A 12136-nucleotide genomic window follows, 5' to 3' on the forward strand; every position below is an offset into this window, starting at 1 on the left:
TCAGACGGCGCGGCGGCGACGCGCCGCGGTGAGCAGGAGCCCCCCCGCGAGGACCAGCGCCGCCCCTCCCGCGAGCCAGGGGGCGACGTCCGTGCCCGTGCTCGCGAGCGGACCGGACGGCGCCGCGGCGACCGCCGTGCGCGACGGCCGCTGGGTCGGGACCGGGGCGGGCGCCGGGGCGACGGGAGCCGTCGACGTGGGCGGCGCGGTCGGCACGGGGGTGACGGCGGCGGCGGGTGCGTACCGCAGCTCGGTGTCCGGCGCGAGGCGCTGGTTCTCGGGCAGGCCGAGGTAGGCGGTGAACGCCTCGAGGTCCGTCCTGCCGAGTTCCACCCGGTCGGTGCCGTCGGCGAGCGTGGTGAAGTTGTCCCCACCCGAGGCCAGGAAGCTGTTGACGGTGACCCGGTACTGCGCGGCGGGGTCGACCTCGGCGCCGTCGAGGGTGACGGACCGGATCCGCTGCCCGGCCGGGGCGGCCTCGTCGTAGGTGAAGAACAACCCCTTCGACAGCCCCAGGGCCAGGAACGGGCGGGAGGAACCGGCCGGCTGCCACTGCTCCTCCAGGACCTGCCGGACCTGGTCGCCCGTCAACGTCATCGTCACGACGGAGTTCGCGAACGGCTGCACGGCAGCGGCCTCCGCGTACGTCACGACGCCGTCGCCCTCGGTCCCGGACTGCGCGTAGAGGAGGTCCTCCCGGATCCCGCCGGGGTTCTCCAGGGCGATCTGCGCGCCCGCGGCCTCCGTCTGCTGCAGCTGCGCGTCGGCGATGAGGTTTCCCAGCGGGGACTGCTTGCCGCGGTCGTCGTCGCCACCGGAGAACGCGCGCGTGATGTCGGCGGTGATGGACCCCACGGGTTTGCGGCCGACCTCGTCGGCGTACGCGACGGCGTCGTCGACGATCCTCTGGACCTGCGCGTTCGGGGCGAACCCCTCGACCGGCAGCACCTGGTGGCCGGCGGCGACGACCTGGCGGGACGTGGTGTCGACGTCGAGGACGAGGTTGTCGACGGCGGTGGAGTAGCTCTCCGCGGAGACCACGGGCCGCTGGACGGAACGCCCCGCGACGGGGAACGCGCAGTCGTAGCGCAGGTGGGTGTGCCCCGAGACGATCGCGTCGATCTGCGGGCTCGCCCCCTGGACGATCTTCCCGAACGCGCCCTGCGTCCCGACGGTGGCGCAGTCGGTCCCCGACGACCCCTCGTGCGCGAGCAGGACGACGACGTCCGCCTCGTCGTTGGCGGGGTTCCCGTCGGACAACTGCGCCGCCACCGCGTTCGCGGCCGCGACGGGGTCGGTGAACTGCAGGCCCTGGATCCCGGCCGGGGCCACGAGACTGACCGTCTGCTGCGTCACGACGCCGACGAAACCCACCCGGATCCCGCCGACCTCGGTCGTCGCGAACGACGGCAGGGCGTGCGACCCGTCGGCCTCCAGGACGTTCGCGGCGAGGTAGGGGAACGCGGCCAGGGGGTTCGCACCGTTCGCACCGGGCTTGCCCTGCACGCCGATCCGGTCGGTCAGGTCGGCGTACCCGCGGTCGAACTCGTGGTTCCCGGCGGCCGAGACCGCCACCCCCATCGCGTTCAGCGCGGCGATCGTCGGGGCGTCCTGCTGGATGAACGACGTGAACGTCGAGGCGCCGACGTTGTCGCCGGCCGACACGACGACGGTGTTCGGGTTCTTCGCGCGCATCGCGTCGAACACCCCGGCGAGCTGCGCCGCCCCGCCGACCGGGTTCCCGTCGTCGGTCTCCTCGGGCGCCTCGAGGCGGCCGTGGAAGTCGTTGAACGCCCCGATCTGGATCCGGGTGACGCCGGCGGCCGGAGCCGGGAGGACGTCGGGGACCTGACCCGGTGTGGTGGCCGCGGACGCGGGAACCGCCAGCAGGGGTGCCGCGAGCGCCGCGGTGGCGGCACCGGAGCAGAGGAACCGGACGAGGGGACGGCCAGGACGCATGGGCTCGCTTCCGAGGGGGGCGGGGGCGTGGCGGATCCTGCCATCCACAGCCGCCTCAAGGGAACCCCTCGGGTTCACCGGGCGAACGCGTCAGCCGGCCAGGGCGATCTGCACGCCGCGCTGGGCGACCCCCACGAGCCCGACCTCCTCGGCCTCGGCGAGCGGGACCCAGCGGGCGAGGTCGGTGCTGCCCCCGACGTCGAGGACGACGGGGTCGAGGACCTCCAGCGGTTCGGCCCGCACGAGGATGCGCACGGCGTGGAAGTCCTCCAGGACCCCGCGCGGGGACCGGCCCGTGAAGTGCTCCGCCCCGATCTCCGCGAGCCCGGTGACGCGCACGGCCATGCCCGTCTCCTCGTGCACCTCGCGGACGACGGCCGCGAGCGGGTGCTCGCCGTGGTCCACCCCGCCCCCGGGCAGGGTCCAGCGACCGGGGCTCGGGGTCTTCGTGCTGAGGCGGGTCAGCAGGAGGGCCCCGTCGGCGACGACGACGGCGTAGCAGGCCAGGCGCTGGCGCACGACGGGCCGGCCGTCGTCGGCGACCGGGCCGACCCGGGCGCGTTCGGCGTCCTGGAGCGCGACGAGGTCGTCGGCCGCCAACGGCCAGTCGTCGGGGGTCGGGACCCACTGCGCCGCAGCGGGTGCCGTCCCGGTCAGCTGCGCCGCCAGGACGAGGTGGACGGTGTGCAGGTCGAGGCCGTCGTGCGTGCGCCGTCCGTCGTGGACCGCGAGCAGGTCGCCGAGCTCGACGTCGGGCCCGAGCACCCGGCGGGCCGCCGCCGACGGGGTCTCGCCGTGGGCCAGCAGGGCCCACGGCAGGGCGCCGTCGAGGACGAGCAGGCGCCCGTCGTCGACGACGGCGACGTGGACCGCGACCCGTTGCAGCGCGCTCACGCGGCGCGGACGCCGAGCTGGGCCTGGACCGCGTGCGTGTTCTTGCGCTCGGCGTAGAAGGAGAGGAACGGGATGGTGCCCGCGAGCGCCGTCAGGACCATGCGGTTCCACGACCAGCGGACGCGGTTGCCGAGGTCGAAGGTGGTGATGAGCAGGATGACGTAGAGCCAGCCGTGGGCGACGCCGACGACCTCGACGACCCGCTCACCGCCGCCGAAGGCGCCCAGGTACTTCTGCGGCAGACCGACGCAGACGAGGACGACGAGCCCGATGCCCGTCAGCCACGCCATGACCCGGTAGCGCGTCAACGCGGCCCTGATCTTCGGCTCGGACCGCAGTCCGCCGGCCGTTCCCGCGCTCACCGGGCACCACTCATGTCTCGTCCTCCTGCGCCGTCGTCCGCACCGTCGGCCGGTGCTGCGGGGTCATCCTCCCCCGACTCCCTGCGCTCATCGCGCACGGCCCGGAACCAGATCACCACGGCGAAGAGGGCGAAGACCCACCACTGCGCCGCGTAGGCCAGGTTGCGCCAGTCGAGGCGGCGCGTCGCCTGCCCCGGGTCGGCGGGCGGGACGGCCCGCAGACCGGCCGCGGGAGCGGTGTCGGTCACGTAGGCGTTGGCGACCGGGTAGTCCACGCGGTTGACGAGGTCGGCGGCGCTGACGATCCACGTCTGACCGGCGGGCAGCGCGGCCGTGGACGGCGCGACGTCGGAGGCCTCGGGTGGCTGGACGACGCCGGCGACGTCGACCGGACCGGTGGGCAGCGCGGGAGCCGCGGTCCCCGGGGGCACCCACCCCCGCACGACCGGGACACCGGACCCGTCGGCCAGGACGACGACCCCGAGGGCCCAGGAGCCGACGACCCCGTCGAGGGCGCGGCCGGGCACGAGGAGGTCGACGGCCGGGTCGAAGGTCCCGGCCACCTCCACGCGGTGTCCGACCTCGTCGGAGGACAGGACGGACGCGGCCCCGGTGGCACCGGCGTCGACGATCTCGCTGATCGGTGCGACCGGTTGCCGCGCAGGCGGTTCGGTGATGACGACGTTGCCGCGCTGCCACTGCCAGACGCCCAGGGCGCTGCAGACGAGCACGACGGCGAGGGCCACGGCGGTCAGGACGGCGACGCGGCCCTTCGGCACGCCCGGGCGGTCGGAGTCCACCGCGTCAGGCTACGTGCCGAGACTGGGAGTTCGCCTCAGCTCGTCCGGTCGAACTGGTCGCGGCGCGCCTCGCTGATAGCGGAATCCCACTGGGTGCGGTAGCGCTTTCCCCGAGAGGGGCGGTCGGGACGGGTTCCGGCCCCGGGCCACCGCGTGTCGGCGCCGACGAAGGGGGCGGTGAGGGCGAGCGCGAGGAGCACGCACAGGACGACGAGGCCGCTCACAGGTCGCTCCCCCCGTCGAGGCGGCGACTGCGACCGCTACCGGTCCGCTGCTGAGTAGCGCTATTGTCTGTTCTCATGGACAACGGTAGCAGTGTGCAGCGTGTCACCGCCAGCCTGCGCGAGATCGCCGCCGGGCTGTCGGCGGGGGCCAAGCTGCCCAGCAGCCGCCGCCTCGTCGCCGACCTGGGCGTGGGTCCCGTCACCGTCCAGCGGGCCATCGACGTGCTCGTGGCCGACGGCACCGTCGTCACGCGCCCCGGGGCCGGCACCTTCGTGGCCCGCGCCACCCGGACCGCCACGGTGGACACCGACTGGCAGCGCGTCGCCCTCGGCGCCTCCCCCGTCCAGACCGAGGGCGTGCTCGCGGCGCTGACGGTCCCCTCGCACGACGTCCTCGACATGGCGCGCGGCTACCTCGACCTCTCGCTGCAACCGTCCTCGCGGCTGGCCTCGGCCATGGCCCGCGCGGCCCGCCGCCCGGAGGCGTGGACCGTCCCCCCACCCGCGGGTGTCCCCGAGCTGCGGACGTGGTTCGCCCAGCAGCTCGGCGCCGACCGCGACGACGTGTTCATCACCCCCGGCGGCCAGGGCGCGCTGTCGACGGTGCTGCGCTCGATCGTGCCCGCGGGCAGCCCGGTGCTCGTCGCCGTCCCCGGCTACCCGGGCGTCATCTCGTTGCTGCGCAGCGCAGGACTCGTCCCCGTCCCGGTGCCCACGGACGCCGACGGGGTCCGCCCCGAACTCCTCGAACGCGCCTTCGAGCAGTCCGGGGCCCGCCTGCTGTACCTGCAGCCCACCTACGCCAACCCCGACGGTTCCGTGCTGGCACCCGACCGACGACGTCCCGTGCTGGAGATCGCCGCCCGGGCGGGGGCCTTCGTCGTGGAGGACGACTTCGCGCGCTGGCTGGGGCACGGGCCGACGGCCTCCCCCTCGCTGCTGCGCGACGACACCGACGGCCGCGTCATCACCGTGAACTCCCTCAGCAAGGTGTCCGGCCCCAGCCTGCGCGTCGGCTGCGTCGTCGCGCGAGGCCCGGTGGCGCAACGCATCGCGGGGTTGAGCTTCGTCGACCACCTCATCGTCGCCCGACCCCTGCAGGAGGCCGCCGTGGAACTCGTCACCGGCGCCGGCTGGAACGCCCACCTGCGCGGACTCTCGGCCGCCCTGGGGTCCCGGCTCGAGGCGCTCTCGACCGCGCTGGCCCGGGAACTGCCCGAGTGCAGCTGGCCGCGCCCGCGCGGGGGTTTCTCGTTGTGGCTGCGCCTGCCCCGCGGCGTCGACGACCTCGAGGTCGCGGCCCGGACCCGGGAACGCGGGCTGGCCGTCGGGCCGGGGCGGCACTACGTCGTCGCCGAGGAGGACGCAGCGCACCTGCGGCTCTGCTACGCCGCGATCACCGAGCAGCAGATCCCGGCCGCGGTGAAGGTGCTCGCCGCGTCGCTGTGAGGGCTCACCACGGCACGCGCGTCCCGTCCCACGACCACAGCGCGCCCGTCGGCCCGTCGTCGGGCAGCAGCGCCAACCGGACGGCCCCCGCCGCCGCCTCGGCCGGGTCCCCCCCGGCACTCGTCCCGGGCACGAGGTTCGTGCGGCGCAGGCCCGGCGCGAGGGCGTTGACCTTCACGCGCGGTCCGAGCGCCTGGGCGGTCAGCAGCGTCACGGCGTTCACCGCGGTCTTGGACGTGCGGTAGGCCAGCCCCCCGCCCCGGACGCGCACCGCGTCGAACTGCGGGTTCGGTCCCTCCGCCCACGCGAGCGGCCCCGTCCCGCTGGAGACGTTGACGACCCATGGGTGGTCGGACCGCTGCAGCGCAGGGACGACGGCCTGCGTGAGGGCGACGACGCCGAACACGTTGGTCTCTTACGCCGCCCGCATCTGGTCCCACCCGGTCGACGTGACGTCCTCGCCCCCCGGGTTCACCCCGGCGTTGTTGACGAGCACGTCGAGCTCCCCGACGTGGGCGGCGGCCGCCACCACCGACGCCTCGTCGGTGACGTCGAGCGGGACGACGCGGGCCCGCTCGCCGAGCTCGGCGACCGCACGGCTGCCCCGCCCCTCGTCGCGGGCCCCGATCCACACGGTCGCGCCCGCCGCGAGCAACTGCCGGGCGATCTCCCGCCCGATGCCGTTCGTCGCCCCCGACACGAGGGCCACGAGGCCGTCCGCCGGCACCCGACCCGCCGGGAGTCGTTCGATCCGGTTCACGGTCACCCCTTCCAACTCCAACGATGTGGTTGGAGGTTAGGTCGTCTCATCTCCAACCGCAACGACGGGGTTGCTAGCCTGCCGCCGTGGCCTGGGACACCGAGGGGACGCGCCGCCGGCTGCGGGACGCGGCGCTGGTCGAGTTCGCCGCCCACGGCTACGAGGGCACGACGGTCGCCGCCATCGCCGCCCGGGCGCAGGTGAACAAGGAACGCCTCTACAGCTACTTCGGGGGCAAGCGGGCCCTCTGGGACCTCGTGCTCTCGACGGAACTCGAACGCCTGGCCGCCGCCGTCCAGCTGACGGGCGCCGGGCTCGACGACGTCGGGGAGTTCGCCGGCGCCACCTTCGACCACCACGCCCGCCACCCGGAACTGGGCCGCCTCCTGCAGTGGGAGGGCCTGCAGGAGGCTCCGCCGGCGCTCGCCGCCGTCCGCACGGAGCACTACCGGGAGAAGGTGTCCCGCGTCGCGGCCGCCCAGCACGACGGCGTCCTCGACGCCGGCCTGGACCCGGCGCACCTCGTCTTCGCCCTCATCGCCCTCGCCGCGTGGTGGCAGACCGTGCCCCAGCTGGCCGAGATGGTCACGGGCGCCGGACCCCACGACGCCGCGGAGCGGGCCCGCCGACGGGCGTTCGTCGTCGAGGCGGCGCGGCGGCTGGCCGCCCCCGGCTGACCCCGGCGAGACCCCGCACAGGAAACGCCCTGGCGTCGTCCGGGCCACCCCCGGCATCCTCGTCGCCATGACAGCGACCGGCACCGCAGCCCCGCGCGAGCACACCGTCCCCGTCGCCGACGGGGTCGACCTGTGGGCGCGGGAGAGCGGCGACCCGGCGGGCTCCCCCGTGCTGCTCGTCATGGGGGCGGCCTCCAGCGGCGTCCTGTGGCCCGACGCGCTCGTCGCCCGCCTGGGTCGGCGGCACCGCGTCGTCGTCTTCGACCACCGCGACACCGGGCGCTCGACGCGCGCGGTGGACCGCGCCCCCTACGAACTGCGCGACCTCGCCACGGACGCCGTGCGGGTCCTCGACCACCTCGGGATCGAGCGCGCCCACGTCGTCGGCATGTCGATGGGCGGCCTGCTGACGCAGCTGCTGATGCTCGACCACCCGCAGCGGGTGCTGTCGGCCACCCTCTTCTGCACCGGTGCGCTGTCCGGGGCGCCGGGTCGCGAGGACCTCCCGGGTCCGCACCCCGACCTGCTCGCCCTGTGGGGCCGGCTCGGGGAGACCCGCGACGAGGACGCGGAACTGGAGTTCCGGGTCGAGCACTGGCAGGCGCTCGCCGGCACGGCGATCCCGTTCCCGCGCGAGGAGGTCCTCGCGCTGGAACGACGCGCCATCGCCCACGGCGGACCCGCGGACGCGAGTTCGGCCACCGCCCACGCCCGCGCCGGCACCTCCGGGCTCGACCGCGGCGCCGAACTCGCCGACGTCCGCGTCCCCACCCTCGTCGTCGAGGCGCCGGAGGACCCCGCCTACCCGCCGCCGACGGCGCAGCACCTCGCGGCCGCGGTCCCCGGGGCCCGGCTCGTGCGGGTGCCGGGCATGGGGCACGCCCTGCCCGCCGCCGTCCTCGCGCCCCTGGCGGACGCCGTCGAGGAGCACCTCGACGCCGTCGACACCGCGCCCTCCTGAGGATCCCGCCTCGTCGACGCGCGGCGGTGTGGCGCTGGACGTCCCCGCGCGGGAACCTCGGGACGTGCAGCTGACCTCGACGGACGGTGCCGTCTTCGTGCTGGGTCTGACCGGCTACCAGTACCCCGGCCGCGACGACCCCGGCGGCTGGGACGCCAACTGGCTCGTGGTGCACGGGGAGGTGCGCACGAGCGACGGGGAGTCGTGGTCGTTCGACGACCCGTCCCTGACGACGTGGGACGCGCAGGAGCTGCAGCGCTGGCTGCACGCCGCCGCCGAGGGGCACGTCGACCCCGTGGACGACGCGCAGGCGGACGGGACCGGCCGGCTGGCCTTCACCGAGCCGAACCTCGCGTTCAGCATCGCCGCCGTCGTCGGGCACGAGACCCTCCTGCGGGTGCACCTGTCGGCCGAGGCCGTCTCCGGCCGGCCGGGGTGGACGAGGGAGACGGCCCCCGAGCTGTACGCGTACACCGTGCCGTTCCGGCTCCACCACGACGCCCTGCGCACCGCCGCGCAGGAGTGGGACCGCGACGTCGAGGCCTTCCCGCCGCGCTGACGGCCCCCGCGCCGCGGTGTGCCGGCGTCAGCGCCCGTCGCCTGCGACGACGCGGTCCACGGACTCGCGCAACCGGCGGCGTTCGGCGGTGATCCACCCGCCGTCGGAGTACGTCGCCACGAACGTCTCGACGAACTCCACGGGGTCCTCCCCCACGACCGAGCGCACGGGGGTCCCGTCGGCCGCTGCCTGCTCGAAGAGGTCGGCGAGGTCCTCGAACAGGCTGGCCGCGCGGCCGCCGTCGGTCGGTGTGCTCGGGCAGTGCAGCACGTACCGCTCCACGGCGGCGAGGACGGCGCGGTGCTCCTCGGGAAGGTTCTTGGCGCGCTCCTTGTAGGCGCGGTAACGCTTCTTGTCCTCGAGCGCGCCGGTGAGCACCTCGAGCGGGTTCTTCGTCACGACGGGTTCCCTTCGGTCCGGAGTTCGGTCAGCCGTCCGGCGAGGAAGTCCCACGTCGTCCAGAACTCGTCGAGCGCTGTGCGCCCGGACGCGTTGAGCGAGTAGACCTTCCGCGGCGGCCCCTTGGTCGAGGCGACCTTCTGCACGTCGACGAGGTCGCGCTGTTCCAGGCGCACCAGGAGGGCGTAGACGGTGCCTTCGGCGATGTCCTCGAAACCCTTGTCGCGCAACGAGGCGGTGATCTCGTACCCGTAGGCGTCCCGGCCCGCCAGGACCGCGAGGACGACGCCCTCGAGGGTTCCCTTGAGCATCTCGGTGATCTGCCTGGCCACGGAACTCCCACCTCGTCGTCACCCCACAGCGTCGGTACTCACTGTCGCTGACTACCGGTAGATAGCATCGCTGAGTACCGGAGGTTCGGCAAGGGGTTCAGCACGCGGGTCCCGGAGCGGTCAAGGGGTCCGGCGCCCGCCGCACGCGACCCGTCGCCGTCACCACGGCGAACCCCTCGCGGACCCAGTACTCGTAGCCGCCGAGGAGTTCCCGCACGCCCGTGTACCCCAGGGTCGCGAGCACGAGGGCGGCCCGGGTCGCCCCGTTGCACCCCGGTCCCCAGCAGTGCACGACGACGGCCGCGTCCCGGTCCGGCACCACGTCGGCGACGCGGTCGCGCACGAGCGGCCCCGGCAGGTGCACCGCCCCCGGCAGGTGGCCCTGCGCCCACGCTGCGTCCGAGCGGACGTCGAGGACGAGCGGGGACCGGCCGGCGGCGCGGTCGGCCGCGAGGTCGGCGGGGTCGGTCTGGAAGGCGAGGTGGGCCGCGAAGAAGTCGACGGCGGACAAGGGGTTCGACACCCCTCCAGGGAACCGGCCGCGCGACCGCCGGGCCAGGGGCGGTCGACGGCAGAAGCTCCCTGCCCCCGGGGATCCAGCGGTACCTTCGCGGTCGTGACGACGAATCCCCGGCCGACCCTCGACGCCACCGACCGCGCCCTCCTCGAGCACCTGCAGCGCGACGGCCGGACGAGCGTGGCCGACCTCGGCCGCGCCGTGAACCTGTCCGCGAGCGCCACGGCGGACCGGCTGCGCCGGCTCACCGACACGGGCGTCGTCACGGGCTTCACGGCCGTCGTCGACCCGGAGGCGCTGGGGTACACCGTGACGGCGTTCGTGCGCCTGGCCTACCCCACGGGGAACTACAAGCCGTTCCACGACCTGCTCGACACCACGCCGGAGGTCGTGGAGGCCCACCACGTCACGGGCGACGACTGCTTCGTCCTCAAGGTGCTCGCGCGGTCGATGCGCGACCTGGAGCGCGTGACGGGACGGCTCGCGACGCTCGGTGCGGTCACCACGAGCGTCGTGTACTCCAGCCCGTTGCGGGGCCGGCACCTCCGGCCGGCGTGAGGGTGCAGCGCGGCCGGCCGGAGGGTTCAGCGTCGGGAGGTCACTCCCACTCGATCGTCCCCGGCGGCTTGCTCGTGACGTCGAGCACGACGCGGTTGACCTCGGGCACCTCGTTCGTGATGCGCGTGGAGATGCGGGCCAGGACGTCGTACGGCAGGCGCGTCCAGTCCGCCGTCATGGCGTCCTCCGAGGACACCGGCCGCAGGACGACCGGGTGGCCGTAGGTGCGGCCGTCCCCCTGCACGCCGACACTGCGGACGTCGGCGAGGAGCACCACGGGGCACTGCCAGATGTCGCGGTCCAGACCCGCGGCCGTCAGCTCGGCGCGCGCGATGGCGTCCGCCGCGCGCAGCACCTCCAGGCGCTCCGGCGTCACCGCGCCGACGATGCGGATGGCCAGGCCCGGCCCGGGGAAGGGCTGGCGGTAGACCATCGCCTCGGGCAGGCCGAGCTGCACGCCCACGGCGCGGACCTCGTCCTTGAACAGGGCGCGCAGCGGCTCGACGAGTTCGAAGGCCAGGTCGTCGGGCAGGCCCCCCACGTTGTGGTGGCTCTTGATCGTCGCCGCGCCCGTACCGCCGCCGGACTCCACGACGTCGGGGTAGAGGGTGCCCTGGACGAGGAACTTCACCTCCCCGCCCTCGGAACCCTCCTTCGCCACGACGTCGCGCGCGGCCTGCTCGAAGACGCGGATGAACTCGCGGCCGATGATCTTCCGCTTCTGCTCCGGGTCGCTCACGCCGTCGAGCGCGTCGGCGAAGCGCCGCACGGCGTCGACGACGTGCAGCTTCACACCTGTCGCGGCGACGAAGTCCTTCTCGACCTGCTCGGCCTCACCGGCGCGCAGCAGACCGTGGTCGACGAAGACGCACGTGAGCTGGTCCCCCACCGCGCGCTGCACGAGCGCCCCGGCGACGGCGGAGTCGACGCCGCCGGACAGGGCGCAGATGACCTTGCCGTCCCCGACCTGGGCGCGGATCCGCGCGACCTGCTCCTCGATGACGTTGCCCGTCGTCCAGTCGGGGGTGATGCGAGCCCCCTCGCGCAGGAAGTTCACGAGGACGTCCTGGCCGTGCGTGGAGTGCTTGACCTCCGGGTGCCACTGCACGCCGTAGAGGCGGCGCTCGTCGTCCTCGAAGGCGGCGACCGGGGTGTCGGGTGTGGAGGCCGTGACGCGGAAACCGGCGGGGGCCTGGGACACGCTGTCCCCGTGGGACATCCACACCGACTGCTCGGTGGGCTGGTCGCGCAGGAGCGTCGAGGCGGCCGGGTCCGGCAGCGCCGCGGCCGTGCCGCCGTACTCGCGCCGGCCGGTCTGGGCGACCTCGCCGCCGAGCGCCTTGGCCATGGCCTGGAACCCGTAGCAGATGCCGAGGACGGGGACCCCGGCCGCGAACAGGGCCGGGTCGACCTGCGGGGCACCGTCGGCGTAGACGCTCGAGGGGCCGCCGGAGAGGATCACCGCGGCGGGGTCCTTCGCGAGCATCTCGGCCACGCTCGTCGAGCTCGGCACGATCTCGGAGAAGACGTCGGCCTCACGGACCCGGCGCGCGATGAGCTGCGCGTACTGGGCGCCGTAGTCGACGACGAGGACCGGGCGGTGGGCGCGTTCGGCGTCCACCTCGGCGGGAGGGTCGGCGGGAGGGGTGGGCTGGCCTTCGGGCGCGTCCGGCGTCACGGCCCAA

The 12136-nt window shown here is 74.7% G+C and carries 14 protein-coding genes and 1 pseudogene; 5 read left to right on the forward strand and 10 right to left on the reverse strand.

Translation table 11 applies throughout. The features are described from left to right. The 5 genes from AB0637_RS06285 to AB0637_RS06305 all read right to left on the reverse strand — a co-directional run bounded on the left by AB0637_RS06285 (position 1) and on the right by AB0637_RS06305 (position 4239). Entirely contained in the window at positions 1-1959 is a 1959-nt protein-coding gene (locus tag AB0637_RS06285; protein WP_366170424.1) for a bifunctional UDP-sugar hydrolase/5'-nucleotidase, read from the reverse strand. A gap of 90 nt (positions 1960-2049) precedes the next feature. Continuing rightward, a complete protein-coding gene (locus AB0637_RS06290; protein ID WP_366170426.1) occupies positions 2050-2853 on the reverse strand; it encodes an NUDIX domain-containing protein in 804 nt (267 codons plus the stop codon). Further along, complete coding sequence (locus AB0637_RS06295; protein WP_366170428.1) at positions 2850-3215, reverse strand: DUF3817 domain-containing protein; 366 nt, start codon at positions 3213-3215, stop codon at positions 2850-2852. Before AB0637_RS06295 ends, AB0637_RS06290 begins: the two co-directional genes overlap by 4 nt. Further along, positions 3212-4015: an SURF1 family protein gene (locus AB0637_RS06300; RefSeq protein WP_366170430.1), complete on the reverse strand. Its 804-nt coding sequence runs from the start codon at positions 4013-4015 to the stop codon at positions 3212-3214. Before AB0637_RS06300 ends, AB0637_RS06295 begins: the two co-directional genes overlap by 4 nt. 35 nt (positions 4016-4050) lie before the next feature. Further along, positions 4051-4239, reverse strand: a complete 189-nt coding sequence (locus AB0637_RS06305; RefSeq protein WP_366170432.1) for a hypothetical protein — start codon at positions 4237-4239, stop codon at positions 4051-4053. A 93-nt stretch (positions 4240-4332) separates the two neighbouring features. On the opposite strand from AB0637_RS06305, the gene AB0637_RS06310 reads away from it, so the two are divergent. Next, positions 4333-5688, forward strand: coding sequence for a PLP-dependent aminotransferase family protein (locus AB0637_RS06310; RefSeq protein ID WP_366170434.1), 1356 nt, complete (start codon positions 4333-4335; stop codon positions 5686-5688). A 4-nt stretch (positions 5689-5692) separates the two neighbouring features. Here the strand turns inward: AB0637_RS06310 and AB0637_RS06315 are convergent. Beyond that, positions 5693-6397 (reverse strand): annotated as a pseudogene (locus AB0637_RS06315) (SDR family NAD(P)-dependent oxidoreductase). Positions 6398-6534: 137 nt separating this feature from the next. Here AB0637_RS06315 and AB0637_RS06320 point away from each other — a divergent pair. The 3 genes from AB0637_RS06320 (at position 6535) to AB0637_RS06330 (ending at position 8645) form a co-directional block, all read left to right on the forward strand. Then, positions 6535-7125, forward strand: a complete 591-nt coding sequence (locus AB0637_RS06320) for a TetR family transcriptional regulator (protein ID WP_366170436.1) — start codon at positions 6535-6537, stop codon at positions 7123-7125. Positions 7126-7192: 67 nt separating this feature from the next. Then, positions 7193-8086, forward strand: coding sequence for an alpha/beta fold hydrolase (locus tag AB0637_RS06325; RefSeq protein WP_366170438.1), 894 nt, complete (start codon positions 7193-7195; stop codon positions 8084-8086). 64 nt (positions 8087-8150) lie between these two features. Continuing rightward, positions 8151-8645, forward strand: coding sequence for a hypothetical protein (locus tag AB0637_RS06330; RefSeq protein WP_366170440.1), 495 nt, complete (start codon positions 8151-8153; stop codon positions 8643-8645). 27 nt (positions 8646-8672) lie between these two features. Here the strand turns inward: AB0637_RS06330 and AB0637_RS06335 are convergent, their stop codons facing one another. The 3 genes from AB0637_RS06335 to AB0637_RS06345 all read right to left on the reverse strand — a co-directional run bounded on the left by AB0637_RS06335 (position 8673) and on the right by AB0637_RS06345 (position 9899). Then, positions 8673-9044 (reverse strand): DUF1048 domain-containing protein, encoded by a 372-nt coding sequence (locus AB0637_RS06335; RefSeq protein WP_366170442.1) that lies wholly within the window; start codon positions 9042-9044, stop codon positions 8673-8675. Continuing rightward, on the reverse strand, positions 9041-9376 hold the full coding sequence (locus tag AB0637_RS06340) for a PadR family transcriptional regulator (protein ID WP_366170444.1): 336 nt from the start codon (positions 9374-9376) through the stop codon (positions 9041-9043). The genes AB0637_RS06335 and AB0637_RS06340 overlap by 4 nt, the downstream gene beginning before the upstream one ends. Positions 9377-9473: 97 nt before the next feature. Beyond that, positions 9474-9899, reverse strand: a complete 426-nt coding sequence (locus tag AB0637_RS06345; RefSeq protein WP_366170446.1) for a rhodanese-like domain-containing protein — start codon at positions 9897-9899, stop codon at positions 9474-9476. A gap of 93 nt (positions 9900-9992) precedes the next feature. On the opposite strand from AB0637_RS06345, the gene AB0637_RS06350 reads away from it, so the two are divergent. Beyond that, a complete protein-coding gene (locus AB0637_RS06350; protein WP_366170448.1) occupies positions 9993-10451 on the forward strand; it encodes an Lrp/AsnC family transcriptional regulator in 459 nt (152 codons plus the stop codon). A 40-nt stretch (positions 10452-10491) separates the two neighbouring features. Here AB0637_RS06350 and guaA read toward each other — a convergent pair whose 3' ends face one another. Continuing rightward, entirely contained in the window at positions 10492-12072 is a 1581-nt protein-coding gene (guaA, locus tag AB0637_RS06355; protein WP_366170526.1) for a glutamine-hydrolyzing GMP synthase, read from the reverse strand. Between the last annotated feature and the right edge of the window lie 64 nt (positions 12073-12136).

This window comes from Kineococcus sp. NPDC059986, assembly GCF_040702905.1.
In the GTDB taxonomy this organism is placed as follows: Bacteria; Actinomycetota; Actinomycetes; order Actinomycetales; family Kineococcaceae; genus Kineococcus.

Coding starts and splice junctions, on each gene's coding strand:
- AB0637_RS06325 (WP_366170438.1), top strand. CDS start 7,193: ATGACAGCGACCGGCACCGCAGCCCCGCGCGAGCACACCGTCCCCGTC.
- AB0637_RS06285 (WP_366170424.1), bottom strand. CDS start 1,959: ATGCGTCCTGGCCGTCCCCTCGTCCGGTTCCTCTGCTCCGGTGCCGCC.